Origin of the sequence: Burkholderia latens (assembly GCF_902499045.1) — a bacterium.
GTDB lineage: Bacteria > Pseudomonadota > Gammaproteobacteria > Burkholderiales > Burkholderiaceae > Burkholderia > Burkholderia latens.
Genome location: NZ_CABVPL010000037.1, coordinates 39,370 through 56,478, shown reverse-complemented (window position 1 = coordinate 56,478; position 17,109 = coordinate 39,370). Strand labels below are relative to the sequence as shown.

Below are 17,109 nucleotides of genomic sequence, written 5' to 3'. Positions count from 1 at the left end.
GCGCGTCCTGAACGTTCCGATTTCTGCCGTCATCTGGCGTCACCTGGCGTCATTTGGCGTCATCTGGCGTCGGCCTGCGTCGGCGGTGTCCACCCGCCGCCCAACGCGCGCACGAGACTGACCGTCGCGACGGCCAGCGCCTGCCGGCTGTGAATCAGCTGGCGTCGTGCATTCAGTGCGTCGCGATCGGCGTCGATGACTTCGAGGTAGCTGACGTAACCGTGCGCGTAGCGGCTCAGCGACAATCGCGCGGCCGCGTCCGTCGCGCGCGCCGCGTTGTCGTAGCGCAGGATCCGCTCCTTTTGCGCGGCGATGTCGTTGAGCGCATCCTGCACGTCGCGTAACGCGGCGATCGCGGCCGCGCGGTAGTTCGCATCGGCGACGTCCATCCCGGCGCGCGCGGCGGCCACCGCGGCATCGCGCTTGCCGCCGTCGAGCAGCGTCAGCGCGACGTTCGCGCCGAGGCTCCACAGCGAGCTGTTGCGGTCGAGAAACGTGCGCAGGTCGCGGGTCGCGAAGCCGCCGTCGGCGGTCAACGTCAGGCTCGGCAACCACGCGGTGCGCGCGATGCCGAGCTCGAGCGACGCCGCGTCGGCGCGCCGAGCGGCCGCGAACACGTCCGGGCGTTGCGCGAGCAGCGCCGACGGCAATCCGGCCGGCACATCCGGCACGCGCAAGGGCCCGGCGCGCGTATCGATGTCGAACTCGGTCGGCGACACGCCAGTCAGCACCGCGATCGCATCGACGAGGTTCTCGCGCAGCCGGCGGCTCTCCGCGAGATCGGCATGCGCGGTATCGAGATCGGCCGATGCGCGCAGCGCGTCGAGGTCGCTCGCCGCGCCGGCCCGCACGCGGGCGGCGATCACGTCCAGCGCGGTGCGCCGCAGCCCGATCGCGCGCGTGAGCGTCGCGAGATCGTCGTCGACGTAACGCAGCGTCAGGTAATCGGCCGCGACTTCGCTCGCGATTCGAACGCGCATCGCATCGCGGTCGGCCGCGGCCTGCAGCACGTTCTGCGCGCCGATGTCCGCATCGCCGCGCAACCGGCCCCAGAGATCGACCTCGTAGCTCGCGGTGACGGGAACCGACCAGTTGTGCATCGTGCGCTTCGGCAGTGCGTTGTCGACCGTGCCGGACACGCGCGAGCGGCTGAACGACGGATCGATGCGCACCACCGGCGCAAGCGCCGCGTCCCGCACGCCGAGCAGCGCCTGCGCCTGGGCGACGCGTGCGGCGGCCGCGCGAATATCGAGGTTGTGCGCGAGCGCGGCGTCGACGAGGATGCCCAGCTGCGGGTCGCCGAACCACGCGGGCCACGTGTCGAGCGACGGCGCACGAGCGTCGGCCGACGGTGCGGCATGGCGAAATCGGTCTCCGCCGGCCGGCACCGGCGCGAGCGGCTGCGGCGCGATCGAGCAGGCGGCCAGCATGCCGGCGGCGAGCAACGCGAATGCGAGCTTCATCGCGAATCGCCGCCGCGCTGCAGCGTGACGACGACCGACAGCCCGGGCCGGATGCGCGGCTCCGACGCGGCCGGGCCGTCGAGCAGAATCTTCACGGGCACGCGCTGCGTGACTTTCGTGAAATTGCCGGTCGCGTTGTCGGGCGGCAGCAGCGCGAACTGCGCGCCCGTTGCCGGCGACAGGCTGTCGATGCGGCCGGTGAACGCGCGCTGCGGCAGCGCATCGAAGTGCAATTGCACGGCGTCGCCGGCGCGCACGTGACGAAGCTGCGTCTCGCGGAAATTGGCGACGATCCACGGATGCGGCTCGACCAGCGTGAGCAGCGCCTGGCCGGGCGCGACGTGCTCGCCCGTCTCGACGGTCTTCTTGCCGACGTAGCCGTCCGACGGCGCAACGACCGTCGTGTAGCCGAGTTGCAGCAGCGCGTCGTGCAGCTCCGCATCGTTCTGGCTCGACGCGGCGTCCGCGGCCAGCGCGGCGGCGAGGGCGCTGCGCCGTTGCGCGTCGGCCGCCGCGACGCGTGCGCGCGCGGACTTGCGCGCGGCATCGGCCGCATCGAACTCCTGCTTCGACAGGCCGCGCGGCGTCTCGCGGGTCAGTTCACGTGCGCGCGCGTAGTCGAGCTCGGCCTTGTCGGCATCGGCGTGCGCCAACACGAGCGTCGCGTCGGCCTGCTCGATCAGCGCGCGGGCGCGGCTCGCATCGGCGCGCGCCTGCGCGACGCGTGCGCGCTGCGCGGCGACGCGCACGTCGAAATCGCGCCGGTCGATTTGCACGAGCGGGTCGCCGGCATGCACGAACTGGTTGTCGTCGACGAGCACACGCTCGACCGTGCCGGCCACGCGCGGCGAGATCACGTGCAGGTGGCCGGTCACGTACGCATCGTCGGTGCCGCGATCGCGCGCATCGAACTCGTACACGAGCAGCGCGACGAGCAGCAGCGCGAGCACCGCGATTGCCGCGATGGCCGGCCGGCGCGAGCGTGCCGGCGCGGCGGGCGGCGGCGCCTGCGAAGCAGCCGGCGTATCGGAAGAAGGCGAAGTCATGGTCGGTGAGCTCCAACGTACGGGCAGGATTCTACGCACCGCGTTATGCTTGCGCCAACTCGACAGGGGAGCGCCGCTCGACGATGAACACCACGTTCGCCACCGGTAGTGCAACGCCCGCGCCGGCGCTCGGGCCGGCGTCGGACATTCCGACGTTTCGGTCGATCGCCGCGATCGCGGCCGTGCTGCTCGGCGCGGTCATCGCGACGCTGACGTCGCGCATCACGTCGCTCGGGCTCGCCGACGTGCGCGGCGCGCTCGGCGTCGGCGTCGACGAAGGCGCGTGGATCAACACCGCGTTTACCGCGTCGCAGATGTTCATCGGGCCGCTCGCGATCGCCGCGGCGTTCATGTTCGGCACACGCCGCGTGCTCGTCGCGGGTGCCGTCGTGTTTCTCGGCGCCGAAAGCGTGCTGCCGCTTTGCACGCAATTCGGCGCGTTCATCGTGTTCCAGGCGATCGCGGGGCTCGCGTCCGGCGTGTTCGTGCCGCTGACGGTCGGCTTCGTCGTTCGCACGCTGCCGCCGCGGCTGATTCCGTTCGGCATCGCCGCGTATGCGATGAATCTGGAGATGTCGCTGAACCTGTCGGCCACGCTCGAAGGCTGGTACAGCGAGCACCTGAGCTGGCGCTGGCTGTTCTGGCAGAACGCGGTGCTGACCGTGCCGTTCATCGCGTGCCTGATGCTGTCGCTCGCCGACGAGCCGGTCAAGCGCTTCGCGTCCGGCATCGATGCGCGCGGCATGCTGCTCGGCGCGGGCGGATTCGCGTGCCTGTGCATCGCGCTCGACCAGGGCGAGCGGCTGTTCTGGCTGCAGTCGCCGCTGATCGTCGTGCTGCTCGCCGCCGGCATCGTGATGGTTGCCGCGTTCCTGATCCACGAGCTCGCATCGGCGCGTGCGGGCCTCGATCTCGGCTACCTCGCGCGGCCGAACGTCGCGCTGCTGATCGTGCTCGTCGCGCTCGTGCGCTTCACGGTGCTCAACACGAGCTTCATCCCGTCGCTGTTCCTCGCCAGCACGTACGGCCTTCGGCCACTGCAGATCGGCGACACGCTGCGCTGGATCGCGATACCGCAGCTGCTGTTCGCGCCGTGTGTCGCGCTGCTGCTGCAGCGCGCCGATCCGCGCCGGCTGATCGTGGCCGGCTTCGTGATGGTGGCGATCGCGTTCGCGCTCGGGTCGCATCTGACGTCGGCGTGGGCCGAACCCGACTTCATTCCGTCGCAGCTGCTGCAGGCGCTCGGCCAGACGATGGCGCTGACGTCCGTCATCTTCTTCTTCGGCAAGCACGTCACGGCCGAACATGCGCTGACGTTCGGAGCCGTCGTGCAGACGACGCGCCTGCTGAGCGGGCAGCTCGGCACGACGTCGATCGCGGTGATTCAGCGGATCAGGGAGGGTACCCATTCGAATCTCGTCGGTCTGCATGTGTCGCTGTCGGATCCGGAAACGCTCGAGCGGCTGCGGGCCGGCGCGGCGTCGCTGGTCGCGCACGGCGCCACGCTCGCGACCGGCAACCAGGCCGCCTACGCGCTCGTCGACCGCGCGGTGCGCGTGCAGGCGACCACGCTCGCGCTGGCCGACAATTTCCGCGTCGCGATGGCTTTCGCGATCGCCGGCGCACTGATCGGCATCCTGCTGCGCCCGGTGCGGACGTCGTGACCGCGGCACCGTGCGGCTGAAATTTTCTGAAAAATCCTGAACGGCACGCCTGCCGCGGCGGCATGCTCGCCACGGCAGACGGCCCGCGTACGTGTGCTTGCGTGCGCTTACGCCTGCAGGAACGCGAGCAGCTCGGCGTTGATGCGATCGGCGTTCACGACGCACATGCCGTGCGATCCGCCTTCGATCACCTTCAGCACCGCGTGCTTGACGATCTTCGACGACAGCCGGGCCGAATCGTCGATCGGCACGATCTGGTCGTCGTCGCCATGCAGCACGAGCGTCGGCACGTCGATCTTCTTGAGATCGTCCGTGTAGTCGACTTCGGAAAATTCCTTCACGCACAGATACTGGCCGTGGATACCGCCCATCATCCCCTGCGACCAGAATGCGTCGATCGTGCCCTGCGACGGCTTCGCGTTCGGCCGGTTGAAACCGAAGAACGGCACCGCGAGATCCTTGTAGAACTGCGAACGGTTTTCCGCGACGTTCTTGCGGATGCCGTCGAACACGTCCATCGGCAGGCCGCCGGGATTGGTCGGCGACTTCACCATCTGCGGCGGCACCGCGCCGATCAGCACGGCCTTCGACACGCGCTTCGTGCCGTGGCGGCCGATGTAGCGCGCGACTTCGCCGCCGCCGGTCGAGTGGCCGACGAGCGTCGCTTCGCGCACGTCGAGCGCGTCGAGCAGCGCGGCGAGATCGTCCGCGTACGTGTTCATGTCGTTGCCGTGCGACGGCTGGCTCGAACGGCCGTGGCCGCGACGGTCGTGTGCGATCACGCGATAGCCGTGCTGCACGAGGAACAGCATCTGCGCGTCCCATGCGTCCGCGCACAGCGGCCAGCCGTGCGAGAACACGACCGGGCGGCCGCTGCCCCAGTCCTTGAAGTAGATCTGCGTGCCGTCTTTCGTGGTGATCGTGTTCATCGTGTGGGCTCCTGGGTGGGCTGAAGAGGCGCTGCGCGAAGGCGTGCCGGCCGCGGCCGCCATCGCGGGCAGGGCGGCTGCCGCGACGGTCGTCGCGCCCGCCAGCAACATGTCGCGGCGGCGGGGCGACGATACGGCGTCGGTGGGTTCGGAATGCATCTGGACTCCTGGAACGAGCGGCGCAACCTGGCCGCGCGGGATGGTGGATCGGTGACGATCGGCCGCGGCCATCCCGCCCGCGGCCGGTCCGCTTGCGTCGTCGCGCGCACGGTCGTGCAGCGCGGACGAGCGAATGCCGTCGGGAGCGTATCGCGGTGCGGTGCGTGCCGTACTGAAATCCGGCTGAATTTTCTTGAACGCGGCCGCGCCGCGCGGTGGCAATTGCCGCACTGCAGAAAAATTAAGCGCGCGACCGGGACTCTTCAGCGAACGGCGACTATCGTCAGCATCGGGTCACTCGCAACGCGTTTCGTGCCGCGCGCGCGGAACCGAGACCGCATACACCGCCCGTCACTTGCCTGGATATGCCGCCATGGACGCCTTCAATCGTTGGGAGCACATGATCACGTCGCTCAGGCCGTCGCCCGCCGCGAGCGTCCGAATGATGCCGATGCCGCGCGAGCGGACGGCGGACGGCTCGCGCCGCGCGCATGCGGACGATGCGCCGACGCCTTCGAGCGGCGACATGCGCCGGCGCAGCGCGATCGTCGCCGTGGAGCGGCAGACCGATTCGTCGATGCTGGTGTCGTGGAGCGATGCGACGCGCTGCCGCTACGACGAGCAGCGCTGGATCAGCGCGAAGGCGCGCGGGCCGGGGCGCTGCGCGCTGACCGGACAGCGGATTCGGGCGGGCGACCCTATTTACAAGCCGCAGTGGCGCGGCGCGAAACGTCCGGCCAACTGCCGGGAAATGATCCTCGCCGACGCGCTCGAGCGGTTCGTGAGCCGGCACGCAGCCGCGTGATATCGCGCGATGCAGCCGAACGACGCGGCGATTCATTCAGCGGTTCTGCCGAAGCCGATAAATGGCATCGCGCATTACTCTGTGCGACGCATTGCATTGTATTCGTCGGATATATCAAAACGAGAATTCAGATACGAATGCACCATTTGCGCAGGGTGCCCGCGCACGCGCGCCGCTTTTCGGTGCATGAGCCCGCTGGAACTCCGCACTCCACTGCCGCGCTTTTCGTCATTTCAAAAAATTCGAGCGTTTCATTCTGATAATTTGAATCATTCGGCCATGCAAATACCGTAGCATTGAGCGAAACCGGCGGCCGGCTCAAAACGGCGCGCCGTTGAATGTCACCAACAAGAAATTCCCATGATCCGGATTGGAACACTTCACGTTTTTCTCGACAGACGTGAAATACGTTCGAACGGCAAGCTGCTGCGGGTCGGCAGCCGCGCATTCGAAATTCTCGAGCTGTTGATTCGGGCGAACGGTGCGCTGGTATCGAAAGACGAAATCATGCAGCGCGTGTGGCCGCACACCGTGGTGGAAGAAAACAACCTGCAGGTGCACATCGCTTCGCTGCGCAAGGCGCTGGCAGGCGACCGGAACCTGATCGTGACGGTGCCCGGGCGCGGCTATCGGCTCGTGGCCGGCCAGCACGAGGACGACGCACCGGTGCGCCCTGCGATGTCGCGGCCGTCCGTTGCGCCGGGCGCGCTGTTCGGCCGCGAACAGACGGTCGCCGACGTGCTCGCGGCGCTGCAGACCGCGCGCATCGTGACGCTGGTCGGCGCGGGCGGCATCGGCAAGACGCGGGTCGCGATCGAGGCGGCCGCACGCGCGGACGCGCGCTTTCCGGAAGGCACGGTGTTCGTGTCGCTTGCGACGGTCGCGTGTCCGCGCTTCGTGCCCGACGCGCTCGCCGGTGCATTCGGCATCGCGCAGCCGACCGGCTCGCTGACGCTCGAAACGGTGCTCGCCAGCGTCGCGCGCCGCCGGATGCTGCTCGTGCTCGACAATTGCGAGCACCTGCTCGACGCCGCCGCGCAAATCGCGAGCGCGCTCACCGATGCGGACGACGGGCTGTGCGTGCTCGCGACGAGCCGTGAATCGCTGCGCATCCACGGCGAGCGCGTATGCCCGGTGCCGCCGCTCGACGTGCCGGACGAAGGCGCGGGCGGCGGCGACGCGATGAGCGCGAGCGCCGTGCAGTTGTTCGCGGCGCGCGCCCGCGCGGCCGATCCGCGCTTTCCGCTCGATCCGCGCAGCCTGTCGCTGATGGCGTCGGTCTGCCGCCGCCTCGACGGCCTGCCGCTCGCGATCGAGCTCGCCGCGGCCCGTGCCGCCGTGCTCGGCATCGACGTGCTGGCCGCGCATCTCGACGATCACTTCCGGCTGCTGACCGGTGGCTTTCGCACCGCGCTCCCGCGTCATCAGACGCTGCAGGCGATGTACGACTGGAGCTATCGGCTGCTCGGCGATGCCGAGCGCCTGTTGTTGCGCTGGCTCGGCGTGTTCCGCGACGGCTTCTCGATCGAGGCCGTGCGAGCGGTCGTCGGTCCGAATGGACTCGCCGGCGCCGATCTGCTCGAGACGATCGCGGGCCTCGTCGCGAAATCGCTGGTGATTCTCGAGACTTCGCAGGGCGCACCGCGCTACCGGCTGTTGACGACCACGCGCGCGTACGCGCGCCAGCAACTCGACAGTCACGGCGACAGCGCGGCCGCCGCCCGTGCGCACGCGAACTACTTCCTCGCGTTGTTCCGGCAAGCGCCGCACGGCCGCGCGAAGCCCGGCAGCGAGCCCGCCGGCGCGACGCGGCTCGATGCGGTTCGGCGCGAGCTCGGCAACCTGCGTGCCGCGCTCGATTGGGCGTTCTCGCCGCATGGCGATGCGGCGCTCGGCATCGCGCTCGCGGCCGTCGCGGTGCCTTGCCTGTTCGACCTGTCGCTCGTCGACGAATGCCGCGAACGTGCGCACGTGGCGCTCGATGCGATGCGCGATGCGGATGCGGACGCCATGGCGGTGTCCACCGACGCGCGCGTGCGATTGCTCGCCGCGTACGCGGCGGCGCTCGCGCATACGGCCGGATCGACGCAGGCGGCGCATGACGCATGGTCGGAAGTGCACGCGCTCGGACTCGATGCGGCCGAGACTGAAGCGCCGTCGGGCGATGCCTGACGGCGGGCCGGCGCCACGCAGTCCGTGCTTCAGAACGTTTCAGCGCCGATACAGGACGCCGGCGCCCGGCGCGCGTAGATTGCCTGAACGGACGGTGCGGACGGTGCCGGCGCGCGCGTGCCGCCTCTGCACCGGACGGCCTCGCGCGCGCCACTGAATGCCGGCGCACGCGTCACCGCGCATCCCGCTCAACCGACGAACTGCCGCATGAAACCTGCCCACCCCGACCTTTCCAGCCACGCGACCGACCTCGGCCTGCTGTTTCTGCGTGTTTCAGCCAGCGTGCTGCTGATCGTGGTCCACGGCTTGCCGAAGGTCCTGCATTACGCGTCCGAAGCCGCCGCGATCGAGGATCCGTTCCATCTCGGCCGCACGCTGTCGATCCTGTTCGCGATCTTCGCCGAAGTCGTGTGTCCGGTCTTCATGATCGTCGGCGTGTACCCGAGGCTCGCCGCGCTGCCGGTGATGATCGTCACGCTCGTCGCGCTGGTGTTCGTCCATCCGGACTGGCCGCTGCGCGATGCGCAGTTCGCGTGGATGCTGCTGATTCTATTCGGCACGATCGCGATCGCGGGTGCCGGCCGCTACGCGCTGCCGAGCATCGTGCGCCGGCGCGCGTAGCGCTTCGGCGGCGCGCACGCATGATTCCGTCACCAGCGACGACCCGGCCGTCACGCTGCCTTCGCCTTCGCTCCGATATGCGGATACTCTGCGACCCGGCAGGCTACGGTGCGCCGCGCGTGCTCGCCGGCACGCGTCTTCATGCGACCGTCGATGCGATCACTGCGATGACCGTCCGTCAACCGCACAGCGAAGACTCGTTGACGGTGATCCGCAGGAAACCGGAACCAGCAGGCTGATGTGCGAGGCGATCAGCCCTGTCGTGACAGGGGAACGGATGATGATTCGGCCGGCGAAGAAAGCGCACGCATCGTTCGGCCTGATCGCGTGGCTCGAGAAGGAAATGAGCGCCTGCACGATTCGATCGGCCGACGCGCGTCCGCTCGCGCCGCGCTGCCGGCGATGAGCGAGCCGGCCGGCAGCAGCGGGGACGCAAGCCGGCGGCACGCAGTTCGCGCCGCCGGCAGCGGAGATCAGTGACCTTCGCTCGCGCCGAACATCGTCTTCGCGTACGTGATGCCGAGGCCGTAAGCGCCGCCGTGCTGCGCGGCGGTCTTCGTCGTCTGTGCGTACGTTTCGGTGCGCGCCCAGTCGCGTTGCAGTTCGAGCAGGTATTGCAGCGACGTCATCGGACGCGCGCCGGCCTGGATCATGCGCTGCATCGCGCGTTCATGCGCCTCGTCGGACACGTCGCCGCACGCGTCGGCGATCACGTAGACTTCGAAGCCCTGATCGATCGCGGACAGCGACGGGCCGACGATGCACACCGACGTCCACAACCCGGCCAGCACGATCTTGTCCTTGCCGATCGCATTCACGCGCTCGGCGATGCGCGGATCTTCCCACGTATTCATCGACGTGCGGTCGATCAGCTTTTCGTCGGGGAACACCGACGTGATTTCCTCGTACATCGGGCCGGAGAAGGTCTTCTCGGCGACCGTCGTGAGGATCGTCGGCACGTTGAATTCCTTCGCGGCCTTCGACACGAGCGCCGTGTTGTTGCGCAGCAGGTTCGGATCGATCGACTTCGTCGCGAACGACATCTGCGACTGGAAGTCGATCATGATCAGCGTGTGGTTGGTCGGGTCGATGAGGGTCTTGCCGGGTTGGGCTTTCGCGATGGGCATTGCAATTCTCCATGGATTCGGCGGCGTCGGAAGATCGACGCGCCGGTGTTGGGCCATGCCGGCAGCAGGCAGGCATGGCCGGGCAGGGTGCGCGCCCGTGCCGGCGCGGCGTTGGCCGCGCCGATGGGCGCACATCGGACGCGCGGCGCCGGCACTCGGCACCACGCGCCCCGATTCAGGCAGGGCGCGGCTGAGCGCCGCGGATCAGAACGCGAAGCAACTGCAGCCGAGTGCGCCCCAGAAACCCTTGTCGTCGCTCACGGGCACGTCGTGGCGCCAGGCCGCGAGATGGCCGTGACCGTGCACGCCGCACTGATTCGCACAACTGTCGATGCACGCGCGCGCGGTCGCGACGGGGCGGTAGCGGCTGTAGCCGCCGAATTCGGCGACCGGCGACCACTCGGGGCTGACCGGCAGCGACGGCGGCGCAAGCGGCGCAAACTCATCGTCCGCGTGCACGACCTTGCCGTTGACCACCGTGAGCACCGACGACAGGTATTTGATCTGCGGCTCGTCGACGGTGAAATAGTCGTCGGTGAGCACCGCGAAGTCCGCGTACTGGCCCGGCACGAGCGCGCCCTTGCGGTCGTCCTCGCTCGAGAACCACGCACTGCCGACGGTATAGCGGCGCAACGCTTCCATCCGGTCGAGCCGGTTGCGTTCGCCGTACAGCGCGGTGCCGCCGACGGTGCGCCCCGACACCATCCAGTACAGCGAGACGAACGGGTTGTAGCTCGCGACGCGCGTCGCGTCGGTACCCGCGCCGACGGGCAGGCCCGCAGCCAGCATCGCGCGGATCGGCGGCGTGCGCGTGGCCGCGTCCGCGCCGTAGCGCGCGATGAAGTACTCGCCCTGGAACGCCATCCGGTGCTGCACCGCGATGCCGCCGCCGAGCGCCGCGATGCGCGCGATGTTGGCGTCCGAGATCGTCTCGCAGTGGTCGAAGAACCAGCGCAGCCCGTTGAACGGAATCTCGCGGTTCACCGCTTCGAACACGTTCAGGAAGCGGCTGATCGATTCGTCGTACGTCGCATGCAGCCGGAACGGCCAGCGGTTCTGCACGAGCAGCCGGACGACCGCGGTCAGCTCCGCCTCGAGCGAATCGGGCAGATCGGGGCGCGGTTCCAGGAAATCCTCGAAGTCGGCGGCCGAGAACACCAGCATTTCGCCCGCGCCGTTCACGCGCAGGAATTCGTCGCCGTCGCCGGGCTTCGTCATCTTCACCCACTTCGCGAAGTCCTCGATCTCCTGCTTCGCATTCTGCGTGAACAGGTTGTACGCGATGCGCATCGTCAGTTCGCCGCGCTTCGCGAGATCCATGATCACCGCATAGTCGTCGGGATAGGCCTGGAAACCGCCGCCTGCATCGATCGCGCTCGTCACGCCGAGACGGTTCAGTTCGCGCATGAAATGCCGCGTCGAATTCATCTGATCGTCGTAGCCGAGCTTCGGGCCCTTCGCGAGCGTCGCGTACAGGATCCCGGCATTCGGCCGAGCGACCAGCATGCCGGTCGGATTGCCGTGGCGGTCGCGCTGGATCTCGCCGCCCGGCGGGTTCGGCGTGTCTTTCGTGTAGCCGACCGCGCGCAGCGCGGCGCCGTTGAGCAGCGCGCTGTCGTACAGATGCAGGATGAACACCGGCGTATCGGGCGCGATCGCGTTGATCTCGTCGAGAGTCGGCAGGCGCCGTTCGGCAAACTGCAGTTCGTTCCAGCCGCCGACCACACGGACCCACTGCGGCGCGGGCGTGCGCTGCACCTGCCGGCGCAGCATGTCGAGCGCGTCGGCGAGCGACGGCACGCCGTCCCAGCGCAGCTCCATGTTGAAGTTCAGGCCGCCGCGGATCACGTGCAGGTGCGAGTCGTTCAGGCCCGGGATCACCGTGCGGCCGTTCAGGTCGATGCGCGGCGTATTGCCGCCCGCATGACGCATCACCTGATGGTCGTTGCCGGCCGCGAGCACGCGGCCGTCCTTGACCGCGAGCGCGGTGACGAACGACCGCTGGTCGTCCTGCGTGGCAATCTTGCCGTTGAAGAAGATCGTGTCTGCAATCGGCACGTCGTTCGGCTGGGCTGTCATCTGGCGTTCCCCGTAAGGCACTCGCGCGGCGAGTCGTGAAGGCGTGCCGGCTCGCTGTCGCGTGCCGGCGTCGTATCGCTACGGTAGGGGACGCGCGGATTAAAGTCCTGAGCGGCGGCTTAAACGATCTGAAAGGTGCGTGCCGAAGCTGTCGCGCGGGCGTGCGCACGGCGGCCGCCGACCGGTGCGAGGCGGGACTTCAGGCGGGGAACGGGTGTGTCGTCAGCGTGCGCGGTGCGCGGACGGCGCGCGCTCAGGCAGGCTTCGTGAAGCAATCGACCAGATCGGGGCGGTCGAGTTGCTCGACCCACCAGTGGAGTGCGCGGCCGGCCTCGTCGCTGCGCCATGCGAGATAGCAGTGCGTGGTGTCGCGCATGCCGGTCACTTGCCGGGCGACGAGCTTGCCGTCGGCGATCGCGCGTGCGGCGATGCATTCGGGCAGCGTGCCGACCGCCAGCCCTTCGCATTGCGCGTCGAGCTTGGCCGCGAGCGTCGGCACCGCGAGATACGGCTGGCCCGCATCGACCGCAACCGATTGCGGCTGCAGTTCACGCGACGTATCGCTGATCACCGCGCCGCGATACTGGACGACCGACGCCATCGACAGCGGCTCGGGCAGCGCCGCGAGCGGATGGCGCGGCGCGACCGCGAACACGTGTTTCAGCGAGCCGATCGGCCGCGCGATGATGTTCGGCAGTTCGGGCGGCTCGCCCGCGGCGCCGACGACGAGATCCGCGCGGCGCGAGATCAGCGCGTCCCACGTGCCGCCGAGCACTTCGGTCGACAGCCGCAACCGCGTGTCCATCTCGAGCGCATAGAACCGGTGCACGAACGGCCACAATGCATCGAACGGCAGGATCTCGTCGATACAGATGCGCACCTCGGTTTCCCAGCCTTCCTGCGCGCGTTGCGCCTTGAACTCCAGTTGTTCGGCCGCACGCAGCAGCCGCCGGCCTTCCTCGACGACGACGCGGCCCGCATGCGTGAGCTTCGCGCGCCGTCCGCTGCGATCGAACAGCACCACGCCGAGATCGCTTTCCAGCTTTTGGACCAGATAGGTGAGGGCGGACGGAACGCGGTGCAGCAGTTCCGCGGCTTCGGCGAACGTTCCGGTCCGGTCGATCGCATCCAGGGCTTCGAGCGCTTCGAATGACAGCTTCATCGCAAGATCAGAGAGAGGACGGCTGGCGCATCATATCAGTGCCCGAGAAACACGGGCGCGCGTCATTGCGATTTGCTGGAGCGGAATCGGCCAGCGCGACGCGCGCAGCGCAAGCGCGTTCACCTGCCCGGCCGACGTCGCCCCGCGATAGAGCCGAATGCGTCGATCGCGCCGTTGAAAGACGGATCACGCGGATACGGCGAACGATCGGTCCAGTTCTGCGCGGTTTTACCGATACGCCACGGCGCGAAGATGACGCCGTTCGCCGAGCCGATCGCGTCGCCCCTTTTAACATGCCGATAAATGCGCGAAACGTTGGCGATTGATACGTTGGCGAGATATGATCGTCGCCGGTTTTTCGGCCGTCAACTTGTCAGGTGTGCAGAGAGATGGATTCCCACTATTTCATACGGTTGTCATACGACGGATGACGTAGACCGGGATTCCATCGCGCGTCTCAGGCCAATGTCGTGTCCGAGCACGCAGACGGCCTGGCGTAGTGCGCTTCTCCGGCACGATCGCCGCGTCGAGCACGAACGGCATTGTCGGCGCGGCCGGTGCGGCACCTCGGTCCGTGAAGCTGCGCGGTGAATCGCCCTGTGCACACGGCGCCGGAATCGCACCCGGCCGAATTTTTAAAGACCGCGCGGCGTTCGGCCGATATCATTCAGGCGCCCGAAAACGACGCAATCGATCGGCGCGCACCGAAGCCGTGCGCGACCGGCCGCAAGACCGCCGAACCCGGCATGGAGCAAGACCGGGCACGCGGCACGAAGTACGAGGCACGAACGCAGCACGACGGAGAGTATCGAAACGATGAGGATGGCAACAGGTTCGGTGCGACGCGCAATCGCGTTCGCGGCCGGGGGAACGTTGTGCGTGGCGACCGCCGGCGGCGCACACGCACAGGCATCGAATGCGGCGTCGGCGCCGCGCTCCGATGCGTCGGCGCTGCTGCCGAAGATCGACGTGGCCGGCCACGCCAGCCGCGCGTCGCTGGGCCTCGTCGGATTACGCACCGCGACCGCGACGAAGACCGATACGCCGATCGCCGAAATCCCGCAAACGACCAACATCGTGACCGCGCAGCAGATCGAGATGACCGGCGCGACCGACCTGAATCAGGCGTTGCGCTACGTGCCGGGTTTCGCGACGTTCGGCGCCGACAGCCGGACCGACTGGTATGCGGCGTTGCGCGGCTTCACGCCGACACTGTATGTCGACGGCGTGGCGGCGCCGAACGCGGCCGTCATCGCGAACTGGCGCGTCGATCCGTACACGATCGACTCGATCGCGGTGCTGCGCGGCCCGACGTCGGTGCTGTACGGCGCGGGAGAGCCGGGCGCGATCGTCGATGCGCATACGAAGCTCGCGGACGGCGAGCGTGTTCGCGAAGCCGGCGTGCAGATCGGCAACCACGCGCGCAAGGAGACGCTGCTCGACATCGGCGACGCGCTCGACCCGGACGGCACGTATGCGTACCGCTTCGTCGGCGTCGCGCGCGACGGCAACGCGTGGACCGGCCCGAACGCCGACCGGCGTGTCGCGCTCGCGCCGTCGTTCCGCTGGCGGCCGACGGCCGATACGTCGCTGACGCTATCTGCCTCGTTCCTGCAGGACCATGGCGACATATCGTCGAACTACCTGCCGGCGTCGGGCACGGTATTGCCGAACCCGAACGGGCGTCTGTCGCAGGACATCTACATGGGCGACCCGGCGTTCAACGACTATCGGAAGAAGCAATGGTCGCTCGGCTATGCGCTCGACCAGCGCGTGAGTTCGATCTGGACGCTGCACCAGGACGTGCGCTGGTCGCACCTGTCGCTCGACGATGCGACCGTGTTCGGCAACGGGCTCGTACCCGGCAGCACGACGAACATGCGGCGCACCGCGGGGCTGTTCCAGCTGAACTACAGCCGCCTCGACGTCGACAATCGCGCGCAGGCGCGCTTCGCCATCGGGCCGCTCGAACACACGCTGCTGTTCGGCCTGCAGTTCGACCGGCAGACGACGACCAACAGCGTGTGGCTCGCGCTCGCGCCGTCGCTGAACCTGTATCGCCCGATCTATCGTCCGGTGACGGCCGCGATCTTTTCGGGGCCGGCGTCGCTCGGACACATCGATCAGTACACGGCGATGAATACGCTCGGCGCATACGCGCAGGACCAGATCCGCTGGAATCGCTGGACGCTGACGCTCGGCGGCCGCGAGGACCGCGTGAACGCGCGCTACGACGACCGGGCCGCCGGCGCCGGCACGCAGCAGGACGTCAGCGCGTTTTCCGGTCGCATCGGACTCGCTTATCAGGGCGACGCAGGGTGGTCGCCGTACGTCAGCTACTCGACGTCGTTCGATCCGGTGATCGGCGTGCGCATGTACGGCGGCGGTCTGCCGCAGCCGACGCGCGGCAGGCAGATCGAGGCCGGGCTGCGCTGGCAGCCGCCGGGCCGCAACCTGATGCTCACCGCGGCCGCGTACCGGATCGATCAGACCAACGTCGTGACGCCGGCGCCGTCGAATCTCGACCCGACCGGCACGTCGTCGGTGCAGACGGGCAAGGTGCGTTCGCGCGGCATCGAATTGAGCGCCGTCGGGAAAGTGACGCGCGGTCTGTCGATCGTCGCGTCGTACGTCTATCAGGACGTCAAGAACGTACAGGCGAACGATGCGTCGCTGAACAACTGGCCGGTGGCCGTGCCGCTGCCGCGGCAGATGGCATCGCTATGGGCGGACTGGTCCTGGCACACGGGCGCGCTGTCGGGCGTCGGGATCGGCGCGGGCGTGCGCTACCAGAGCGCATTGGCCGGCGCGCCGGACAACGGGCTGACCGTGCCGAGCGTCACGCTGTACGACCTGGCGATGCACTACGACGTGCGTCATTGGCGGTTCGCGCTGAACGTCGCGAATCTGTTCGACCGGCGCTACGTCAGCGGCTGCCAGTCGTACACCGTATGCGTGTTCGGCAACGAGCGGACCGTGCTGGCGAGCGCGAAATACAACTGGTAAACGTGCGGTCGTGCGTGCCACGCAGCGGATGACTACGCGCCGCGCTGCGGCTTCCCGGCGGAAGAACGCACGGCCGCGTGCCGTTGTCGCCGCCATTCGGTCGGCGTGATACCGAAGCATTCGCGGAACGCGGTGGCGAAGTTGGCCGCCGTGGAAAAGCCGATCTCCTTCGCGATGCTCGCGATGCTGAGCGACGTCGAAGCCAGCAGATCCTGCGCGATCCGCAGGCGCTCGCGCCTCAAGTACTCGAACACGGTTTGCCCGAGGTTGTCGCGAAACGCGCGCGACAACCGCTTCTCGTGCGTGCCGACCGCGCGCGCGAGCTGCTCGACCGTCGGCGGATCGTCCAGCGAACGCGACAGATGGCGAATCGCCGCGCGCACGATGATGTCGTCGTCGGTTCCGGACGCGAACGGCCCGCGCGCATCTTCAACATCGGCCGGCAACGGGCGCTTCGTCCGCTTCAACTGCACGCGAATGCGTGCGACGACTTCGGCCGGCTCGAACGGCTTCACGACATAGTCGACGCCGCCGATGTCGAGCCCCTCGATCCGCTCGTGCAGTTCGCCGGCCACCGTCAGGAAAATCACGGGGATCACGCTCGTCAGCGGATCGGCGGCCAGCCGCCGGCATGCGGTGAAGCCGTCCATGCGCGGCATGCGCACGTCCATCAGGATCACGTCGGGCACGAGCGCCTGCGCACGCTCGCACGCCTGCATGCCGTCGAATGCGACGCTGATCCGGCAACCCGTGCCGCGCAGGATGTCGATCAACAGGCGCAACTGCTCGGGCTGGTCGTCGACGATCAGGATGTGGGCGTCGCTCAATGCGGACAATGCGGAGCTCGGTGGAGGCATCGTGCACCTGTTCGGGAAA

At 68.3% G+C, this 17,109-nt stretch carries 13 protein-coding genes; 6 read left to right on the top strand and 7 right to left on the bottom strand.

All coding sequences use genetic code 11. From position 1 onward, the window contains the following. Positions 1-59: 59 nt before the first annotated feature. Together BSE24067_RS22440 and BSE24067_RS22435 are read right to left on the bottom strand one after the other, a co-directional pair. Entirely contained in the window at positions 60-1,463 is a 1,404-nt protein-coding gene (locus tag BSE24067_RS22440; protein ID WP_151064277.1) for an efflux transporter outer membrane subunit, read from the bottom strand. Further along, positions 1,460-2,509, bottom strand: coding sequence for an HlyD family secretion protein (locus BSE24067_RS22435; protein WP_151064276.1), 1,050 nt, complete (start codon positions 2,507-2,509; stop codon positions 1,460-1,462). Before BSE24067_RS22435 ends, BSE24067_RS22440 begins: the two co-directional genes overlap by 4 nt. 83 nt (positions 2,510-2,592) lie before the next feature. Between BSE24067_RS22435 and BSE24067_RS22430 the strand changes: the two genes are divergently transcribed. Further along, on the top strand, positions 2,593-4,173 hold the full coding sequence (locus tag BSE24067_RS22430; RefSeq protein WP_151064275.1) for an MFS transporter: 1,581 nt from the start codon (positions 2,593-2,595) through the stop codon (positions 4,171-4,173). Between the two features lie 107 nt (positions 4,174-4,280). Here the strand turns inward: BSE24067_RS22430 and BSE24067_RS22425 are convergent, their stop codons facing one another. Further along, complete coding sequence (locus BSE24067_RS22425) at positions 4,281-5,261, bottom strand: alpha/beta fold hydrolase (RefSeq protein WP_151064274.1); 981 nt, start codon at positions 5,259-5,261, stop codon at positions 4,281-4,283. 373 nt (positions 5,262-5,634) lie between these two features. Here BSE24067_RS22425 and BSE24067_RS22420 point away from each other — a divergent pair, with 373 nt between their 5' ends. From BSE24067_RS22420 to BSE24067_RS32830, 4 genes are all read left to right on the top strand, one after another. Further along, a complete protein-coding gene (locus BSE24067_RS22420; protein WP_151064273.1) occupies positions 5,635-6,066 on the top strand; it encodes a DUF3331 domain-containing protein in 432 nt (143 codons plus the stop codon). Positions 6,067-6,426: 360 nt separating this feature from the next. After that, complete coding sequence (locus BSE24067_RS22415) at positions 6,427-8,238, top strand: ATP-binding protein (RefSeq protein ID WP_151064272.1); 1,812 nt, start codon at positions 6,427-6,429, stop codon at positions 8,236-8,238. Between the two features lie 207 nt (positions 8,239-8,445). Beyond that, complete coding sequence (locus tag BSE24067_RS22410; protein WP_151064271.1) at positions 8,446-8,859, top strand: DoxX family protein; 414 nt, start codon at positions 8,446-8,448, stop codon at positions 8,857-8,859. Between the two features lie 277 nt (positions 8,860-9,136). After that, positions 9,137-9,265 carry a hypothetical protein gene (locus BSE24067_RS32830; RefSeq protein ID WP_279612906.1) on the top strand — a complete coding sequence of 43 codons (129 nt, stop codon included), beginning with the start codon at positions 9,137-9,139 and terminating at the stop codon, positions 9,263-9,265. A gap of 67 nt (positions 9,266-9,332) precedes the next feature. On the opposite strand, the gene BSE24067_RS22405 is transcribed toward BSE24067_RS32830, so the two are convergent. The 3 genes from BSE24067_RS22405 to BSE24067_RS22395 form a co-directional block, all read right to left on the bottom strand. Then, positions 9,333-9,986, bottom strand: coding sequence for a hydrolase (locus BSE24067_RS22405; protein ID WP_151064270.1), 654 nt, complete (start codon positions 9,984-9,986; stop codon positions 9,333-9,335). A 204-nt stretch (positions 9,987-10,190) separates the two neighbouring features. After that, entirely contained in the window at positions 10,191-12,065 is a 1,875-nt protein-coding gene (locus BSE24067_RS22400) for an amidohydrolase (protein ID WP_151064269.1), read from the bottom strand. A 253-nt stretch (positions 12,066-12,318) separates the two neighbouring features. Further along, the gene (locus tag BSE24067_RS22395; RefSeq protein WP_151064268.1) at positions 12,319-13,227 is read right to left on the bottom strand and encodes a LysR family transcriptional regulator; all 909 of its coding nucleotides are present in this window, start codon (positions 13,225-13,227) and stop codon (positions 12,319-12,321) included. An 816-nt stretch (positions 13,228-14,043) separates the two neighbouring features. Between BSE24067_RS22395 and BSE24067_RS22390 the strand changes: the two genes are divergently transcribed. Next, a complete protein-coding gene (locus tag BSE24067_RS22390; protein WP_151064267.1) occupies positions 14,044-16,233 on the top strand; it encodes a TonB-dependent siderophore receptor in 2,190 nt (729 codons plus the stop codon). A gap of 32 nt (positions 16,234-16,265) precedes the next feature. On the opposite strand, the gene BSE24067_RS22385 is transcribed toward BSE24067_RS22390, so the two are convergent. Further along, a complete protein-coding gene (locus BSE24067_RS22385; RefSeq protein ID WP_151064266.1) occupies positions 16,266-17,090 on the bottom strand; it encodes a response regulator transcription factor in 825 nt (274 codons plus the stop codon). Positions 17,091-17,109 lie beyond the last annotated feature (19 nt).